This window comes from Pseudomonas sp. PDM25, assembly GCF_019219045.1.
In the GTDB taxonomy this organism is placed as follows: domain Bacteria; phylum Pseudomonadota; class Gammaproteobacteria; order Pseudomonadales; family Pseudomonadaceae; genus Aquipseudomonas.
In genome coordinates this window covers 26792-45721 of record NZ_JAHUWL010000024.1, presented here as the reverse complement: position 1 = coordinate 45721, position 18930 = coordinate 26792, and the positions used below count along the sequence as shown (strand labels likewise).

General features: G+C 52.4%; 17 protein-coding genes. 12 read left to right on the top strand and 5 right to left on the bottom strand.

Annotation, left to right across the window (positions count from 1 at the left end):
- Positions 1–110: 110 nt before the first annotated feature.
- The 4 genes from KW848_RS29770 to KW848_RS29755 form a co-directional block, all read right to left on the bottom strand.
- Positions 111–3479 (bottom strand): hypothetical protein, encoded by a 3369-nt coding sequence (locus KW848_RS29770; protein WP_218538967.1) that lies wholly within the window; start codon positions 3477–3479, stop codon positions 111–113.
- Positions 3480–3629: 150 nt separating this feature from the next.
- On the bottom strand, positions 3630–4847 hold the full coding sequence (locus tag KW848_RS29765; protein WP_218538966.1) for a tandem-95 repeat protein: 1218 nt from the start codon (positions 4845–4847) through the stop codon (positions 3630–3632).
- A gap of 320 nt (positions 4848–5167) precedes the next feature.
- Complete coding sequence (yejK, locus tag KW848_RS29760; RefSeq protein ID WP_218538965.1) at positions 5168–6175, bottom strand: nucleoid-associated protein YejK; 1008 nt, start codon at positions 6173–6175, stop codon at positions 5168–5170.
- A 90-nt stretch (positions 6176–6265) separates the two neighbouring features.
- Positions 6266–6598, bottom strand: a complete 333-nt coding sequence (locus tag KW848_RS29755; RefSeq protein ID WP_218538964.1) for a hypothetical protein — start codon at positions 6596–6598, stop codon at positions 6266–6268.
- 1489 nt (positions 6599–8087) lie between these two features.
- Here KW848_RS29755 and KW848_RS29745 point away from each other — a divergent pair.
- The 10 genes from KW848_RS29745 to KW848_RS29700 all read left to right on the top strand — a co-directional run bounded on the left by KW848_RS29745 (position 8088) and on the right by KW848_RS29700 (position 15582).
- Positions 8088–8501 (top strand): hypothetical protein, encoded by a 414-nt coding sequence (locus KW848_RS29745; RefSeq protein WP_218538962.1) that lies wholly within the window; start codon positions 8088–8090, stop codon positions 8499–8501.
- Between the two features lie 103 nt (positions 8502–8604).
- Positions 8605–8784, top strand: a complete 180-nt coding sequence (locus KW848_RS29740; protein ID WP_218538961.1) for a hypothetical protein — start codon at positions 8605–8607, stop codon at positions 8782–8784.
- A gap of 211 nt (positions 8785–8995) precedes the next feature.
- Positions 8996–10066: a hypothetical protein gene (locus tag KW848_RS29735; protein ID WP_218538960.1), complete on the top strand. Its 1071-nt coding sequence runs from the start codon at positions 8996–8998 to the stop codon at positions 10064–10066.
- Positions 10067–10291: 225 nt separating this feature from the next.
- Positions 10292–10906, top strand: a complete 615-nt coding sequence (locus tag KW848_RS29730) for a hypothetical protein (RefSeq protein WP_218538959.1) — start codon at positions 10292–10294, stop codon at positions 10904–10906.
- Positions 10907–11051: 145 nt separating this feature from the next.
- Positions 11052–11459, top strand: a complete 408-nt coding sequence (locus KW848_RS29725; protein WP_218538958.1) for a hypothetical protein — start codon at positions 11052–11054, stop codon at positions 11457–11459.
- A gap of 221 nt (positions 11460–11680) precedes the next feature.
- A complete protein-coding gene (locus tag KW848_RS29720; protein WP_218538957.1) occupies positions 11681–13162 on the top strand; it encodes an ATP-binding protein in 1482 nt (493 codons plus the stop codon).
- A gap of 15 nt (positions 13163–13177) precedes the next feature.
- The gene (locus KW848_RS29715; protein ID WP_185709523.1) at positions 13178–13570 is read left to right on the top strand and encodes a hypothetical protein; all 393 of its coding nucleotides are present in this window, start codon (positions 13178–13180) and stop codon (positions 13568–13570) included.
- Positions 13567–13755, top strand: a complete 189-nt coding sequence (locus KW848_RS29710; RefSeq protein ID WP_218538956.1) for a hypothetical protein — start codon at positions 13567–13569, stop codon at positions 13753–13755. The genes KW848_RS29715 and KW848_RS29710 overlap by 4 nt, the downstream gene beginning before the upstream one ends.
- A gap of 461 nt (positions 13756–14216) precedes the next feature.
- Complete coding sequence (locus tag KW848_RS29705) at positions 14217–15029, top strand: hypothetical protein (protein ID WP_218538955.1); 813 nt, start codon at positions 14217–14219, stop codon at positions 15027–15029.
- Positions 15030–15150: 121 nt separating this feature from the next.
- A complete protein-coding gene (locus tag KW848_RS29700) occupies positions 15151–15582 on the top strand; it encodes a hypothetical protein (protein ID WP_218538954.1) in 432 nt (143 codons plus the stop codon).
- Positions 15583–16014: 432 nt separating this feature from the next.
- Here KW848_RS29700 and KW848_RS29695 read toward each other — a convergent pair whose 3' ends face one another.
- Positions 16015–16824 (bottom strand): hypothetical protein, encoded by an 810-nt coding sequence (locus KW848_RS29695; RefSeq protein WP_218538953.1) that lies wholly within the window; start codon positions 16822–16824, stop codon positions 16015–16017.
- Positions 16825–16972: 148 nt separating this feature from the next.
- Here KW848_RS29695 and KW848_RS29690 point away from each other — a divergent pair, with 148 nt between their 5' ends.
- Together KW848_RS29690 and KW848_RS29685 are read left to right on the top strand one after the other, a co-directional pair.
- Positions 16973–17674 carry a hypothetical protein gene (locus tag KW848_RS29690; RefSeq protein ID WP_218538952.1) on the top strand — a complete coding sequence of 234 codons (702 nt, stop codon included), beginning with the start codon at positions 16973–16975 and terminating at the stop codon, positions 17672–17674.
- Between the two features lie 159 nt (positions 17675–17833).
- Positions 17834–18898: a helix-turn-helix domain-containing protein gene (locus KW848_RS29685; RefSeq protein ID WP_218538951.1), complete on the top strand. Its 1065-nt coding sequence runs from the start codon at positions 17834–17836 to the stop codon at positions 18896–18898.
- Positions 18899–18930: the final 32 nt, after the last annotated feature.

The window sequence follows — 18930 nt, the reverse complement described above, 5'->3', positions numbered from 1 at the left end:
TTCGTTTGTATCGGCGTTCTCAACGTTCATGCAGCGGTCTCCTATATCACAGTGGTTTGACTGACCGGATCGTACTTCTAGAGCGTTTCGACAACACCCCAAAAGTAGGTCTAGTTTTTCGCTTCGACTGTGAACCACCGTTCGACCCCATCTGGTGACAGTAGAACGTCTTTGACCTCGGCCTCAGGAATGGCCTTTCGGCCAAGAGTGCGGGCTCTAGCGCGAATGTGTTCGTGGGCTTCCGCTGGTGAGGCGAACTGCATACGCAGATACGAAAATTGTGATGCCTTAATCGGGCTGGCATCACGCATTTGCACTGAGATTTTGACCGGGGCAACGTCGAACCAATGGCCGTTCTTCACTGGCTTGCCGTTATCCTCTGCCGTGACCTCGACAAGGTTCACCGGATCAAAATTTTCTGGAAGTGACAATCCAAGACAATCATCAAGAGACTCACGAGCACCAGGAAATACTGCGTTGCCCGCAATCCAGTATTTTGACTCTTTGCCATCGCCTTCGGCCCAGGAACTGAAGTGATAGGTGAGCAAATTGTTAACGGATATTGAAGGTGAAAAGTCTCCTTTGTATAGACGGCCAGTCAAGATTGATTCGTTTCGCTTTGGCGTTACATCCCGGTAGCCGAGGTACCACGATGCATCCTCGTTTATGGCATCGCGATAGCATGACAGCGCCTGATGAGCGTGTTTGTACGTGCTGAGGAATTTGGCTTTCATCCTATCTTTCACGTGCTCGTTGGGGGCGAGGCGGTGAAGGAGGGCGTAAGCAGCCGACGTGGTCACACAGAAGAAGCTCACATTTTGGTCACGCTGATACTTCAGGCCAAAGGGGACCGAAATGCTTGGATCTACGACCTGGCTAGTCGAGAGTTTCTCCCTGACATCAATCCATTGCTCGAAGAGGTCCCAGTGCTGATCAGCACTGATTGCTTGTTTACCTTGCAGCATCGCCAGAACGCTTGAGTAATCCTCGCAGACGGTCATCAGTCGTTGCTTCGCCTCAAATGATTCGAATACAGATTTTGCCAGCCAATTTTTAACGCTGTCAGACTGGTAGAGCTCGGTCTCCGAGGCGTCCTGGGAGCGTAAAGCTTCCCAGCTGCGATCCCTCTCAATGAGTTTTTCGTGATCCTGCTCCAACACGATACGATGGACCCACGCGTGCCGCTCCAAGCGATTGTCCTGCTCCTCCGGTTTCGGACTCAGGTAAACATGGCATTTGCTGGTGCCAGTGACAGTAATTCGTAGAACCTCATATTCGAGTGCCTCGTAGTGACTTCGAACAGTGCTGGCCATTTCCTTTCCGGCGCCGGCGAGAAGGTACATCTGATCGAGTAGGGTTTTCCAAACAGGGCCCATTTTGGCTCCCTCGAAGGTTGGCAGTTCCTTACCTCGATTCACGGATCTCCATGCCACCACAGCTTGGTCAACGATGATTGAAGCCTCAACTGCGGTCGCCAATCCTCCTTCCAGCAACGCCATGCGCATTTTGTGTCGGGTAGCTGCCTCCCGTACTCTCTCGACTTCTAGGTGCTTCAGTGCATGCTTGAAGAATCGGACATATTCGACATGATCTTCGCGGGTATCTCGATCATGGATGTACCAATGAAGCTCCTCGGGTGTAACGGCATCCAGTACGAGGAAGGGCAGCTCTGCATGACTCCAGTAGCCAGGTCGGAATGCGCTGAGCGTGACCTTGGTGCTGAATTCACGCTCCTTTCTTCGACCATATCCCTGCACGTTTACAAACACGTGCAGAGAGTCTCCCCCTCGAGCGGCAACGCGTAGGCCTATCCGCTCGGTTGGCTGGAACCTGAAAGAGAAACCACTATGGCGGTGATCCTCTTTCCTGCATGCGCCCGGTGCAGTATGGGGATTCATCACTGTCTTCCAGTTGCATAACACGCGGGAGCCTGACTTGAGATAAGCGTTTTTCTCGCTGATCCATGTATGCAAGGGCTTACGTTTCTGCGTTGGAAGCATACCCGCGCCATCGTCGTCGTGGATGAACTTGAGCCACCGGTCTTGAAAGGGCTGTGTCATGAACTCTAGAGACTGCTCTCCGTCATAGAACTTACCAAACAGCCCTAGACGATGATCCAGGCCACAGATCATTAGCAGGAAACGTTTGTAGTGCAGGGCGAAGTTTTCATGAGCCTTGAGGTGCGATGTGTATGCCACGTCTTGGAATTTGATATCGGACCCGTCAACACCCTTGAAAATGTTGTTCTGGTCGTCCTTGGATGGGAAGAGCCGGCTGGCGCCCAGATGGGACTCAATGGGTGACCAGACCCTATGGAGGTTCTCGCCATCCCGCACCAGGAGGAACACCTTCCGGTTTTCCAGGTTGCGACTAAGGTTCGTCGCCGCGTTGCCATAATCGATGGCTCGCCGACTGGTGGCCATGACCAGAATGCAGCGTTCGGTGGGAAAAACCTGCTTCACCAGCTCTTCGTGTTCGGTCAGCGCCTTAAAGAAGAGATCTTCGTTGCTGAAGTCAAACCATTCGTCCAGATCGACATAGATGGCCAGCTCCTCGTCCATCATCAACTTGCGCTGCACGATGCTGAGGGGGATATGACTGTCAGCGGACCTACCAGTACTAATCGTCTGCACAGAAACATCTTTTCCTGTGTAGAGATCCAATGACTCGATCCCTTCTATTAGGCTGGCCACGTAGGTGCGCACATCTTCTGTTTGAGCAAGAGCCGCGGCCGCAGTTTCTTGAAAGTAGGGCGTCATCGCCTTAACGGTGGCTGCAATCGCGGTGGTCTTGGCCTGAATCCAATCTGATTTAATGGTCGCTACCTTGTGCTCACGAGCGGCCACCGATTTTAACGCTTGGATTTTTTCAGGAGTAATTCCACTGCCGATCGCGGCAGCGACGCTACCGGTAGCTACACCGGCCAGCGACCGCTCCTCGCTGGCCGAAATCAGCATGGTCTGTTCGCTGGCGGACTCGCTCGAGGTCTCTTTGTCGCGATCTGCTGCCATGCGCTCTTCGACGATATCATTAAGGATCTGTGGATCAGCTTGAGCTTCCATTAGGTCGTTTTGGAGCTCTGTCACTCGACCCTGAATGCGCTTGATCTCATCAGCTCTGACTTGCTGGTGGTCGGGCTCGAATTCGAATTTTGCGAGGAAGTCTGCGAGCAGGAATGGATGCTCTTTGCAGGTGATGTAGCGACTGGTGATGTTTCCTTCAGCGTTGGGTATTTCAACTCGAACCTGGGTGTCGTATTTGGATGGGTGAGCCCGAATGATGATTGTGTGGGGAGAGTTATCGACCCAGCGAATCGATTGAAGAAGGTGAACATCTCGCTCCTCGATAGCCATTTCATGGATGGCCTCTTTCGCTCGCCAGTATTGGCCGGCTTGTAGCGACTGGAATCGTTCGATGCGTTCAATGGTGGGTTCAACCGCGGCCATTGCAGTGGCCGGGGAGGAGGAGTTCTCAGACATGTCTCATTCCCAATGCAAGTTTGGGAAGATCGTTTCATGAATTGTCGATATGCAAGGTCTGGAATGGTACCTGCCCACAGGAGGCAACGCCGTGTGGGCAGGAGGTCATTTAAAAGGTTCTTCTATCAGCGAAATTTGTAACGCTCGTCCTCAGTGAGAAACTGCCGTTCGAACGGTTATAGGGGTCGACTCCTTGGTTTTAATGGTCAACGTAGTGCCTGTCAGCGTGGGCACGTCGTTAACGGGGTTCACGGTGATCGTTATTGTGACCGGAGCTGACCATGCACCAGCAGTGTCTTGGGCGCGATATGTCACTGTGGTGATCCCATTCCAGTTCAGATTAGGAGCAAAACTAAGTGAAGAACCAGAAATGGACGCAGTCCCATAGGGAGATGTTGTGACGATCTGAAAGACCGTTGGAACAGGGGAGTCAATGTCTGTTGCCGAGAGCGTCACGGTCCCAGTTGTGTCTTCGTCAGTGACCATAGTCTTTGCATATGCTACAGGTGCATCGTTGACCGGGCGGACGGTGATAGTCACTGTTGCGATCCCTGACCACGCGCCTGCACCGTCCATGACACGGTAGGTGAGCGTGGTGGTACCGTTCCAATCGGGGTTCGGTACGAATTTGAGCGTGTTTCCACTGATGGTTGCAGTGCCATTCGCTGGCGCTGAAACGATCTGGAAGGTGTATCCGCCGGGTCCATCATCAGAGACGCTTAGCGAAAAGTTACCCGTGACGTCTTCATCAGTACTGAACGCGACGTTGCTGACTGTAGGTGTTGCGTTGTAGCAACTATTATTTACCGTGAAGCCCGAATAATTACGGAGACTGCCATCCGACCAAACCTGGTAAGTCCGAGTTTGGTTGATGCTGCCGCTAGGTGTATTCGCTGGGCAGGTGAGCCACTGAGTTTCGGTCTGGGTCGATTGATAGACGGCGTAGCAGGCGTTGTTGACTGTCCATCCCGAGTAGTTACGCAGGCTACCATCGGACCATACTTCGTAGGTTCGAGTTTGGTTAATACTGCCGGCGGGAGTAGTCGCTGGGCACGTCAACCATTGTGTTTCTGTTTGTGTGGATACTGGATATGCCGCTGCCACACAGGTGCTGGATTCGATGGACCAGTACTTTCCCCAGACAGGGTCGGTGGGCGATCGAAGGCCATATTTGCTGTTACAGGCCTCCCCAGGGTAAGGACCACCTTGTTTACAGATCCAGTTATTCTGACCTACCTGGCCCGCAGGGCATGGGAGCGACTGACGATAGGTGTAGGTCATGTTGCCGCCGCTATCAGCTAATGCGATGGGCGAAGATAAGGTAAGGAGCGTGATCCACCCCAGAGCCATCAGTTGAGCTGCATTCAACAATGATCGATAGGATCGGGATCCGAATAATGTCCTGACAAGCTCGTGATATCTATCCATTTATTGCCCCGGTGCAATACAGAGTAATTTGATTAAATCCGAAATTACCAAGTGCCACAGGGATCGTGGGGGCAATTCGCCCCTTGAAATGGGCTCCGATTTCTGTGGCTGCTTTCACGCAAGGAAGCGTAAATGAGCCTTGGGGCAGGGAACTGACGCAGCTGTGAGCGCATGAAAATCTTTTAGGGTTGATAAGGCCACTGATAGGCGGGCATTTCGAAATGCGGTCGTAAAGACCGCATATGGGGGAGTGTCTCGGATTACATCGACTGGCGTTTGATTTGGTCCTTGAGTTGGGTAGGCAGCCCAGTAATCGTCAGCTTACCGCTGGCCTCGTCATAAACCACTTTGTTACCCAGCAAATGAGCTTCAAAGCTGATGGACAGACCCTCGGCGCGACCTGTGAAACGCCGGAATTGGTTGAGCGTTTTTTTGTCGGCAGGAATTTCTGGCGACAGGCCGTAGTCCTTGTTTCGTATGTGATCGTAAAAAGCCTTTGGACGATCTAAATCAATCAACTCGGACAATTCTTCCAAGCCAATGGGTTCTCCCATTTTAGACTGGCTCGCCGCGTAGTCGACCAGGGTATTTGTCATCGATCTAGAGGTTTCCTCCGGCAGGTCCTCGCTCTCTACGAAGTCGCTGAAAGCTTTGAGAAGAGTCCGGGTTTCACCTGGCCCGTCGACGCCCTCCTGGCACCCAATAAAATCGCGGAAGTAGTCAGACAGTTTCTTTCCGTTCTTCCCTTTTATGAACGAAATGTACTGTTTCGAGTTCTTGTTGTTCTGCCATTCAGAAAGGTTGATCCGCGCTGCCAGGTGTAGCTGGCTAAGATCGAGGTGCCGAGACGGGATGACTTCGAGGCTTTCACTGACCGCAACGCCTTCACTGTGGTGAACAAGCGCGATCGTCAGATACTCAGTCATCCCCTGTTGATAGTGTGCGAATACAACATATCCACCGGACGTGAGGTTGCTTTCTTCCATCAGCTGCTGCAAATGCTCCACAGCGATCAGGCTGAGCTCAGTGAAGGTCCTGCCCTCACCGAGGTATTCTTTGAGCCAGCCACTCAGCGGATGTGCTCCAGACTCTGGATGGAAAAATCCCCAAGCCTTCCCCTGTTTGGAGTTGTAGTTTTCGTTCAGGTCAGACATCAAATGGTCAAGAGCACTTGATTCGGTCAACTCAGTGCTTGATGAGTGCAGGATTGCCGGGGAGCCGTCTGGTTTCTTTTCGATCAGGTGAACTATCGCGTGTCGTACGGGCATGGAGTTGATACTCATTGATAAGTGGAGTGAGTTCTGTGCCGTTCAGGAAGTGCCTTTCATCTGGCAGAACATGACGCGAATTGATATCCCCTAACCCTGGAGGATGGTTTCAACATTGTCCGCCTGGTCGCCGCCGGCGCAACGTCCATTGGATACCCTGCTGAGGCTTGAGACGGCACACTGGTTAGCCACTCGTGATGCCGCAAGTCGTTGCGAAATGGGAGCGGTCAGCGGATCAATGGATTGAGCCCGCCCATTACTGATGATGAGCAAGGCCGTCCATTTGATACCGCGGTTTGTGGCGTCAGGTTCGGGGTTGCGGCGTATCTCAATACGCGCACTTTGGTATGCCTGATGCCACTGCTCTTTGTTGATGTCGGCCGCTGCTTTGGCCGGAAGTGGGGAGGAGATTTGCAAACTCATGTTCTCGAACCTTTCGTAATGGATGCAAACGAATCCTGCACGAAGACCTGAATATGCAAGTCTCGTCAACTCGCCCGAAAAGTGGGCCGGATTGCGAACATCCAAATGGTGCTAGCCCACATGATTCTCGTACCAACCTAGGGGGAGAGCCAAAATGCCTACAGTTCGATTCATGGGGCGAAGAGATGTAGAAACGCATTGTCCAATGGCGCCGACGCATCTGGTTTCGATTTCAGACGGTGAGGACGATCAGGCCCAAATCGTCCAATCGCGGTGGGCTAGCGTAGCTTTCGAGTATTTCATTGATGGAGAGTACGACGAGACGCGGATGCTCATGTTTGGCGCAAAGTTTCCTGTTTCATTTCAGGACTACCTTTTGCCGCCTCAGGCTGACTCAGTAAGGTCATTGGTGGATCGATTAGCCTCGACCGGGCTCGATATCGTCGTGAACTGTCAGGCAGGTCGTTCTCGCAGCGCTGCATTGGCGAGGTACATTTCCGAGCGGCATGGATACGACCTCAAGCAAGAAACACCTGATGCTAATCAGACAGTGCTCAGGTTGCTTCGGCGGGATTCGTCGCTTTGTTCCACATACCGTGATGTTACCTCTCCTAGTTCAAGTGACCAGAAGGCTGACGGCGCCGTGCGAGCGCTTCTCAAGCTATTGGGGCTCTGGACACCGACAAGGCAGTAGAAATAGGGGCGGGTCTCGGATTTGAAATAAATCCGAGATCATGGAAATTGTTGCAACAAAAACGACTGTATTAGCGGGCTTGAGAGGTTACAGCTGTCTGTACGTCACTTCATGTCGGTTGGGGAATCAGTTCCGAGGCAGAGTATCGAGGCCTGCGTCTCGATTCGAGGCTGGTGATGACCCACAAGGGACAGGCCTTCGAGCTAGCGTTCAAGCGGCGCGAGCTTGAGAGCGTCCCCGAGGTGTATCGAGCTTGTGATGCGCTCCAGCAGACGATCAGCAGGCTCTACCGACAGGCAGGCATCAAGCTCGGCAGCTCGCATAGCGGGAGTCGCTCGCTGGCTGCTAGGGTGCTTGCTGCAACCAGCGACGTAGAGACGGTGCAGACCATCCTGGGCCATCGAAGCTGGACCACAGCAAGCCCTATCTGTCAGTAGACCAAGCAACGATCCGGCGAGCTTATGAGTTGGCCCTCGCCTAGCTATTCGTCCCCGAAGCGGTGTCCATTCTGGGCTTGCGTAATGCGGCAATGGGGGAAAATACCTCCGTCGAGTTGGGATCAAGCCCAGCGTCTTTATCCTGGCCATCATCTAACTAAGGCCGAGCTTTCGACAGCGTTGTTGTGGGGGGGGATGTTCGCAATTCCAGGCATGGTCATCGTTGTGTTGAATGATGGTCGCAACCGTCGCGACGAATCGTAGGAAAGGTCGCCGTACCCACAAGCCCGCCTCCGTGCGGGCCTTGTCAGTAGGAACAGGGCACTTTCAGCCCTCGGGATCGAGCAGGAAACAACACATGAAACTGGATCGCATCACGGGTAATAGAGATAACTACGGCGCGCACCTTCAGGCGTTCTGCACTAATCCAGCATGCCGAAGCGGCGCATTCGGTTTCGCTGTGTCAGAGCAGCCCCAGGGCGCAGAGAAGTTGCCTGACAATGTTCATCTGTATGAATGCCGTACTTGTCAGCATCGTTTTGAAGTTGAGGAAACGTCCTCACTTCCAGCAGAGATTGCCCCTGTAGTTTCACCGCGCACTACAAGCATTACGACCCCATGCCCATGGTGTGGCGAGAGAAACGAACACAAGGCAGATGGCTGGCCTTTGGTAAATGTCGATGGTTTTTTCAAGATTTCACCAATCACAGCTTTCGGTGTGGATTGCCGCGAGTGCCACGCTGTTTACTTACTCCGGCCGCAAGCTGAATAGTTCCGGGAAAAGTCGCCCAGGTACACCAAAGCCCAGCCGTCAAACCGCTGGGCCGAAGACGTAGAAACTGGCCACTTTTGGACATCGGGATCGAGCACGAAACATGACAGACATTACGACAATTGGTGCGGGCTTCCAGATCATGGGCGGTCTGATCGTAGTTGCCATCGCAATAGCTTATGTAGGTTCTCAAATTGTCGAGCAGATGGAACGCCGCAACGATTTGACGGAAGCCAAATTGCGTTCCGAGGGTGTCCCCCTGAGCGACCTTGAAGGCGAGTAGGAAAGGTAACTGTGAGCGACCAGGATGAACTGAACCGCGTGGTGGACGACTTATCCGATCTAGTCCGGCAACTAGCCCACCGACTCGGCAAAGCTGCGCCGGATAGCGACCTCCCGTCGAAGCCCTGGACTATTTAAAGCGCAATGGCCTGCAAGGTAGCCCACTACGCAGCACCGAAGGACAGCGATCTAAGTGATGAGGAGCCTACGGGATGACACCAGATGTGCATAAAATTGAAGTAACCGTTCGCACCAATGAGGGCGAGGACAAAACTGTACCTGCCTCTGATGTTGCGGATGCCTTGAAAATTGCCAAAAAGCTGAGAACACCGGACAGCTACATGGTCTGCATCGTTCAGGATGGCGTGCGTACGATGCGTTGGGATCGACCAACTGTAGAGGGTGAAAACCAGTGGCGTAAGGAAGATCCTGGTGCTTTCGAGCTGCTTGGCTCTGTGCGTAAGGTTACTGTGAAGTATGTTTCTTATGCTGAAGCTCAAGCACACAAAGAGCAATGGCTGGCTGAGTCTTGGCTCGACAACCAAGTCTATGCTGACGGTCTCAATGCCCTAATCGCAGAAGAAACCATTCGCCTAGCTCCGTCGGTACGGGAGGCGATCATTAATGTTTACGAGGGGCTCGGCATTAATTCCATGCTCAACCTGATTCGAAAAGCGCCAGTATTGGTCGAAACTCACCGCGAGTATCAAGCGTTCCAAAAACGGCTTAGGCCGCTCGATCCGATGTACGCACCCTTCTCATTCTCAACAGAGTGCTGCGGCATCAAACATCCCTCCGTCGACCTGTCCTCCACTATTCAGGAACAGCTAAAGGAACGGGGCTTCAAACGCACCTTTGTCGGCTGGAGCGATGCACGGGGAGTCCAGATCGAGCAATGGGACTGGCTGGAACTAAATCGTGTTCGTTGTGATGCCACCTCTACCTACGGCTGGTATGACCCGGTTGGCATCCGGGAAATATACGAAACGTACGCGGGTGCTATCCGCAAGCTCCAGAAAGAGGCTGGGCCAACGGTACGGGCGTTTGAACAAAATCACAGCGACGGCTGGGCTGCATACCGCGACGGACAGCTAGTGTCAGCCTGCAAAGCAGACCCAGATTCGCTCGAAGGCTACGGCTGGACCTCGGGTTGGCAAAGCGCATACAAGTGCCGGGCTGATCTACCTCATGAGCAAGTACAAAGTCTCCGTGCGTCAGGTCTGGTAGTAGAGATTTCGTTCGACCAGATCCCCTTCAAGTTAAGGCCTGACAATGGCGTCTAAGCGCCTCTCCAAAATAGAACGGAAAACGCCCAGGTACACCCAAGCCCAGCCTACGCAGGGCAGCGGCAGTAGGTAGAGGGAGGCGCGATTTACGCGCCCGCATAACAGAGAGTTATCCGACTGGTCCTACTGACAGGGTGGGCTCAGGGGTAAAAAGATTCTTTCAGGGCTTGCACTTTCAAGATCGTGCGGATGATGAGGTCATTAATTGTCGAGGACGATTCAATGGCAAAGAACCATCACCATTCCCCTGCTCAGCGAATCTGTGGGCATGTGGGTATGCACGTTTTTCACTATACGGGTCGCAAAGGGCAGGCCGAGGAAAATCGATACGCTGCGAACTCGCTCTGCCCAGAATGCGCTGGTGTGATTCGAGTGTGGTTTGAACAATCTGAGCCCGGTTTCTATAAGGTCGATCTCCCCAAACTGGTTTCCCGTTCGCCAAATCTCATATCTTGGGGCAAAAGGGTTCGTATCGCGCAGTTGCGTAAATTGGGCCCGGTGATGAAGCGAATGGCCTCAGAATCCGAAAGTGACCCGCTCGCGGCGCTCACACTTCAGGTGCTGACGATGATGTTCAAAATCGACTCTGCAAGCTTTTGGGTCGACGTTGATAAGCACACCTATGGCACTTACACACTTGGCTGGGATCTCGAGGCGCTCATTCGAGGACGAGAAACACCAACAAATCCGCTGGGCAAGGCATCTGTGTTTGGGTATTGGGTGGCTCGAAATGAGCGTGTTGCGAACGACGCGATCGAAGCTGCGGCGTTGCTCAAACCCATTCTGAAGGAATACAGGCGAGGTCTAGTAGCAGCTGAAGTAGCAGCATCCACTTAGTTAAACTACTGGTTATTGAAGCCGTCCTTGGGGCGGCTTTTTTGTGGCGCTTTACCAGAGATTGGCCCCGTTTTGGGGGGCGGATCCGGAGCTGAATTGCTCCTGGTCTGGGGAGAATTGCATCATCCCCACCAGGAGAAGATCAATGAATCAAATGCGCAATGTATCCCTTCAAACGCTGCTGACGCTTAGCTGCCTTAGCTTGCTCATCCTGCCTCAGTGCTCTCATGCGGCCGGCAACTTTAACAGCGCTGCTGATAACCTCGATGACATGATGGATCTGGTGTTCAAGATAATGCCTTACACCTTCGGGTTAATGATCCTCATGGTAATTCTTCAAATCGTGAGAGCGATGAACACTGGAACTTCGTCTAGACCGATCAACGAAGTGGCACCGAGAGCCCCACTCGTAACGCCGCCTGTGCTGCAGGCTCCAAAAGCAGGTACAGAAGATCACCGTTCTGTCCTTGCCCCCACGACTGTGGAACAGCCGGCATCGGTGCCTGGTTCAGAAAGTGGGGAAACTGGCAGCCGAAAACTACATCTTGATTGACGGATCATTTTTCTGATCAAGACCTTGCATCTCCGCAAAACTCCGGAAGATAGATCGTGGGAGCTCCTCCTGGCCGGCTCCAGATACCGGCCATGTCTCCACTCGAATGCGGTGCTTGCTGAGCCTATTTGCCCCAGTTCGTGGTCCCAATAGGGCAGGGTCAGCGCGCTCCTTCGTGAAACACTAATTCCATGAATTTGCCGAAATCGTAAGGGATTGCCATGTCCAAGAATGAAGCTTTAAACGACCGTATAAATACGCCACTGAAGCTGGCATTTCCGGTCGTTGCAATCGAAACCTTTGAGTTGGCCAGGGCCGCTCAAGTCATCTCTGCAGCAGCAACTGACCTGAAAAAGCATTTCTTAGCAATGCCTTTTAAACAGGTCCCGGACCCAGGTTATATCGCCAAGGTCGCTGGCGAAGCACCCAAAGACAGCCGTGGTGCCGTTATTTTTGACCAGTATTTTTTTGACCGTCAGCGTCTAAATGCAGAAACCCTACCCAGTTTGAAAGCTTCACTTGCCGCTCTTGAGCAACACGGCATTACCTACGTTATTGCCGGCCGCGACTCCTTGGCCGAAGAGTTCGTTTATCACATCGATCTACCAGCCATGGATCAGGCCGAAATTATTGAAGTTCTGATGAGCGCCGAGCGAGACGTTGAGCGATCGATTGGTAAATCTGCCCAAGTGCCTACTATTTTTGATGAGCGTGAGCGGGTTGTTATTGCGAACCACGCCATGGGCTTGAGCCACACTCAAATGCGTAACGTGTTCATCCTTTCGGCTTATCGCAAACACAAAGCGCTTGACTATCTTTCAGAGGTTCGGCGTGAGAAGGGCCATATTCTGCGTGATGTGGGTCTGGATGTTTTGGAACCGATCGACATTCAAACTGTTGGTGGGCTCGAGCCACTGAAGTCATTCCTCAACATCCGTAAGGCAGGTTGGGATAAGGACTTGCCATTAAAGGGGGTGCTACTGGCGGGTGTTCCTGGTGGTGGTAAAACGCTGATGGCCAAGGCAGCTGCAGGTGTGTTCGGAACAACTCTTGTTCGTCTAGACATGAACCGCTTCTACTCGAAGTACCAGGGCGAGACTGAGGCCAAATTCATGCGTGCGCTTCAGACAATCGACCAGATTGCGCCCGTTACCGTTCTCATGGATGAAATCGACAAAGCGTTTGCACAAGGCGAAGGAGACAACGAGGTATCGCGTCGTTTGCTAGGTGCTTTCCTTTATTGGCTTCAAGAGCGAAAGAGCAAAGTCTTCATTGTCGCTTCCGCCAACAGGATCAGTGCCTTACCGCCTGAGCTAATGCGTGCTGGACGCTGGGATCGCAGCTTTTTTATCGATCTACCCAGCAAGGATGAACGCGTAGCAATCTTCCAGATTCATTTGAAGAAAGCAGGTGTCACCGTTTCCAACTTCAAGATGGACGAATTGTTGACTGCAAGCACTGGCTACACCGGTGCTGAAATTGAGCAGGCGGTGGTCGATGCTCAATACCTCGCGTTGTCGATGGATGCTCAGCTAAACCAAGGAAACCTCCTTGATGCTTTGGGAGACATCAGTCCTGCCAGCGAGACGAGAAAGGCAGATATCGACGCGATTCGTAAATTGGGCGATCAGGGCTTCTACAGAGCCAACACCCAGGATCAAAGCGAGCCGCTACACAACGGACGCCAACTGACCGTCGATTGATATTAGGAGATTGCAGTGAGTCATATTGTCAGAGCTAAAGTCGCTGTGTCCTACACCGACATCGATGTTCTTATGAAGGCCTTATCAGGCCTGGGTAACCTCTACCAAAACGAGCAACTCTACCGAATTGGCGTAGGGCTCACTTCCGAACGATACCAATTGGTACTGGTTGATCCAGCAAACTCCCAGCATCGCCTGGGGTTCAATCTTGAAAATGGTGTTTTCAATCAGTTTGTCGAGAACTACGGTTCGTCCGGTGCCTGGACCAACTCCGTGAGTTCGCAAATTGTGGACCGTTACTTGGCCTATCACTACGCCAAGCAACTGGAAGCGGAAAATTACAAGGTGTCAATCGTGGCTCAGACCGATGGATCTCTTGAGGTTGTGGCCGAGGAGGTGGTGTGGTGAAGCGTGTTGTCGTGAACGTCAAAGGCGGAAATGTGAGTGCTGATTTTCAGGGGTTTCAAGGTCGTGCGTGTGAAGATCTTGAAAAGCGTATTCGGCCGGAGGGCAGTGAGGTGAATGAGGTAGAGAAAAAGCCGGAGTACGACTTTGTGACGTCAGAGTCGCAAACCCAGACAGTGACTTACTGACGTCCACTTGGCGGCGGTCTGGCAGTTCGGGGTCACTCCGCTGCCTGGCTGCGGCACCCTCCAGATCGGCTGCTAGGTTCTTTCAACAGAGATCACCTCTTGAATAAATCTCTCCCCCATAAGCGCAGGATCGTAATCCGTGACGGCGTTATTGTCGGATTTGCTGACGAGGTATGCCTTGTCGGCCTGCAGGTCGACACGTTCCGCAAGGAGCGTGTGTCACACGTTGTTCCGAGAGCGTTGCTCCTACAGATGGTATTTACGGTGCTGAGAAGATTTTTCTCTGACACCTCTATGGTTGCCGGCTGGACCAGACGATGGTCGTGTCAATGGAATGTGCGCATTGATAACACGACATTCGGCCCCTTCGATTGCCGGGAGGAGGCAATAAAGTTCGAAAAAGAGAAAATTTACAGGATGGGGCGTTTCACTCAATCGATCCAAAAGGGCGAGGGGGCGTCATGAAGTTCACAAGCCGATTTTCTCTTGTACTGCTACTTGTCCTTGGTGTGGGAGGGCATGTGTTCGCTCTACCTTCCGGCGACGAAAATGATGGCGCACTTATCAATGACGGAGCGAGTAGCAGTGGATTCAATGGGTCACTAGGGATTAAAGAATCAATTTTGCTTAGCCGCGATCAGTGGCGAAAGGTAATTGTGGATGGCAAGACACAAATTGAAATTTGCCCTGGTCGGTACCGGGGTACCAGTTGGTGTCGGGTGCCTGATACCGAAGGTCTCAACTCGTTCTTGGGTGGAATGGTTACCGGTGAAGCCTATCCAGCTGAAAAAGCTATTCAATTGCTTGCAGGAAAGGATGCACGAATCCTGGAAATGCGAGAAAAGGGTGGAACTTTAGAAATACTCTTTGGCGCACGCTTTGATGGGCATACGGTTCGCCGGTCCGGTATCAAAAGCATTGCGGTGGCGCGCCCCACTGAAGAAGACAAAGCCGGTGTAGCAAGTGCCTCGATTATCTTAAATATCGGGGTGGCGGGTTTGATATTTGTTTGTCTTGGCGTTGTTCTCGTTGGAGTCTTCGAGGTGCGCGCATCGCGCAGACGCCTTATCGATGGGTCAACCATGCAGGAGGCAACCGTGACGAGGTTGCGAGAAGAGCAGCAGCGCTTGATAAATCCCCCTGACAGGACGATTCGCCAACCTGCACCACTGCAGCCCCTTGCTGAGTCGCCTAAGCCGAAAGCTGATAGTCCAGTTATCGATACCGGAGCCCACACCGGTGCCAGCAAAGGGAGGAGGCTGTATATTGATTAACGACCTTACTCCATAGTCAGTTCGTTTCATGCCTGTCCGGGCTCACTTCTGGGTCCAATTAAACTCCCTTCCTGCTTGTGCAAGCCGATCATTGAGTTTCTCTACGAGACTCGAGGAAGCTATGCGGCTCATCACACTCATCACCGGGGCATCGCTGAATGCCGGATTGTTATTTGCCTCTCTACCAGCTGGTCATTGGCCTCTTATGCTCGATGCGGTAGCGATTGTTCTGGTTGTTATTTCCAGCATCGCAATTTATCGATGGTCTCCGAGCTTTATCAAGCTGGTCCTTTTGATTTGTTATCTGTCTTGGCTCGCTGCCGCAACGACGTTGGGCTTTAGCTCAGCACTGAGCATCGGGTCATTGCAAACGACTCGCGGGTCATTTGTGAGCGTATCAATCGTATTTGTTTTGCTGGGGGCCGGGTTAGCTATGTGCGCGGCTGCGGGTTACTTGGCTATCGTCGAGATGCGTAGACAGGCCGCTCGTGAACGCAATAAATCCGCCAGCCAAAAAAGACCCACCCACAAGGAGTGTGTAGGAGCGCTGTGATTGGTCTTTACATTCACGTTTCAGCGGATCTAGCAGGGAGCTTATGAGAAATTTTTTAACGGTATTGGTGGGTGTTTGTGTCTCATTGAGCCAGTGCGCAATTCAAGGCGTCTCTGGTTTTTTCGAAGTGGCTCCAACGCTTGGGCGACTGGAGGACGCTGAAGAGGGGAGCGAGCATCTTTCAGTAAGGATCGAGCCGTCTAAGCCGCTCATGTCAATTACCGATGCGGAGCAGCGTCTTTTAGGCCTGGACGGGGTCTATAAGGCAACCGGTATGACACACAGGCTTCATGCAGGCGAATCTGTTATTTGGATGCGATACCCAACTCCAGCTGGAATTGCACGAGCATTGGAATATAAAGGACTGGTAGGGGAGCCAGTCCAACTCTTTGAAATATAAATAGATGATGGGTGTGGGTCCCATGATGGGAATTAGCAGGTCGCCTGATTAAGGGGTAAGGCAGGCCTTGTTTGCGGGTACCCTTCAGTCGCTAGGAGAGCTTGAACTGCACGCATTCTTCGGCTTTCGAAGTCACCACTGAAAGCAGGTAAATGTGCTCGGATCCTGCAGATTTTTGCAGTTCTAGCCCTAAGCCAGTTCGCATCAGAGGTGAGGTTGGCTCCCGGATTCGAAGCCAGAATGGCGGAAACTTTTAGTCGTAACTCATCAGTCATTCGCACTCGACCGAGGATGTGAAAATCACTATTTCGTATCGTCGCGCAATCTGCATGGCTCATTGCCGCGGCATTGGATGGAATGCCGCAGGCGAGTTTTCGCGTACCCAGGATCGCGCAAGCTTCTTCAAAAAGCTCACCGCCGCTCATTTCGCCAACCTGAAGCGGAATAATGACTCGAACGCCCATACCAACCCATTTCCGTATTGAGTCTGCGTAAAGCACCCAGAGCCTTCTCGTCTCCACCTGGTCACCAATTACGTCTGGCGCTACGACGCTCAGATTGGCAGGTTGAATGGTGTTGGTCGCAATCGTCTCGTAGGCGCGAATGACTTTGCCCCAGTCCAATTCCTGCTTCTTCTGGAAGGCTGTGAAGGCGCCGCTGTCGACAAACGCCATTCCCCCCTGGTCTAGATGTCTTGGAATGGCGAGGTGTAGTTGGGCCAGCGTCAAAAGGGTCGCTACCACGCCTACTGGCATACCTAGTTGAGCTATTGCTCGAAAGTCTGAAAAGCTAGTCATTCCTGAGTGGTACGCAATCTGCCACGGGTGGTCTGGTGTGTTCATGGTCTGGCTCAAGCTCTGATTTGTCACGATTTTCATCGGGAAATCAAAACTGCAAGTCTGACCAGATCTGCTCCATATTCAGTGCCAGATCACCAGCATCGTGAGCCTCGGAGTTGAGATGCTAGCGGGAAACCATGGAGCGAAAACTGTGCACATAGAATCACTGTTCAATGATCTTAGCGTTCTAGGTCTCAAAGCCATTTATCCAAGTGGTACTGCTCATCCCAGCCATCAGTCGAGTCATGAGGTACTTGGAGGCTTTGTGGCGCCTGGCCGATCTGGTGGGTACCTTGTTCGGTACTGCAGCGTCGACCAAGAGAAATTGGTCGAAGTACTTCGACGCCACGACCTAAAAGACCCTGAAGTATTCAGCGCTGGCATCATATTGAATTCGATTTCAGTGGATGATGAGCGCGCATTTCTGCGGGAAGAGGCTTTGCAGGTCCTTCATGAGGGCCTTGCCTTTATTCGGTCGCAGCCGGTTGGCCGTCAGCGCCAAATAAGCCATATCGCAGATGCCTTGTATCTAATTCCGCTGTCCGTAACGGGCATGGACGACAGAAGCCTGGAGAACTTAAGAGATCAGGTTGGAGCGGCTCGCTCGCAACTGAACGGCGCCGGCGCCCGATTCAGGAATTTGCGAAACACGCGTGGTCGGTACTCTCCGAGCATGGGCATTATCGCGATACTGATTTGTGTGTCTGGTTTTGACGCTGGCCAGGCATTTCTTAATCAACGATTGATGTACGCAGGGGTCGCAGGATTCATTTCTCTTTGCCTTGTCGGTGTTTTGGTGATGAGCATTTGGCGCGGAAAAAGAGAACGAGTCGAGGGTAAATCAGCGTCCTAGACTTGCTTTCATCGACTCTGAACGTCCTGTATCTTTTCCGGGCTAGGAATTCCCCGTTAAAGCAGGAGGCTTAAAGAGACGGTAACTTGTCTGTTGGTGGCTGCCTTGCATGTTCGAGAAACCATGAGAGCGTCAATCCAAACTCCAAAGGTGTTTGGTATGACGACCGAAAAATATCCTGAGATTCCCCTCGCGTTCAGGTGGCATGCAATTAAGGTGGCGCTGAAAAAACAGGGGTATTCGCTGACCTCGCTTTCCAAGCAAAGTGGTGTTACGGGGATCGCCTCAGCCGGCAAAAAGCATTATCCCGCAGCTCAAGCGGAAATCGGCAAAGCCCTCGGCGTCTCAGAGAAGATTCTTTTCCCTGAGCGATACGATGTGTCTTGGTCTCAAGAAATGCAGGCGCAAGTTGAAGAACTTATGCCCGGCTTGTTTGCGCTGCCCGAGACAGAGGAGCCGAAGCCGCTCTTCATCACCATGGTGGAAGAAAAATCTTTAATGGCGGTCGATATTTCGTCGATCCCTGCAGAGGAGCCTTCCAGGCTCGCTTGGGTTAAATCTGAGCTTCGAAATCGTGGGTTTGTTTTGGGTACTCTCGCTTCACACATTGGTGTTCCGCGATCAGCTCTGGATAACCTGGGAAGTGCTCGGTCACCTTCGCTTCAAGCGTTGGTGGCTACATGCTTAGGTATCGCTCCCCAAACAATCTGGCCGGAAAGATACGATGACAAAGGTGTGGCCATCCCTTCGCGTCGCAAAGTTGGGCGTCGATGGACTGATCGAAAAATGGAGTACCAACTCGATCTTTCAGAAGGGCTCTGGTTACCCATGCGAGATTTGACAGGGCTACCAGGCATGGGCAACGACGTCACATTCATCATCATGCACGGTGAGAACCTGGGTTGGAAAATTCGCGAGCGGTTCGGTGTTTATGAGGTTGCATTCGATTCTTTGCCAACAGAAACCCGTTCCTTTCTTTTGCTCCCCACCGCAAATCGAAACGTTAGCGCTGCCCAGGACACATTTCACGAGGTTCAGATCGTTTCGCATAGCGTCAGCAAAACTCAGGGTATTGTTGCTGTAGCTCATATTGATGGCGGGATATCACTCAAGGTATCCGATGGAAAGTCGCTCGTTGAGGTTGTGCTTGATCGACGTGACGTTGGGGCACTCGCACCAGCTCTTCTCGATGCAGCCAAAGCTGCTGCAGACTCAGGTGGCTAGTTCGCGGTGAACGTGGCGGCAAAACGTTGCAT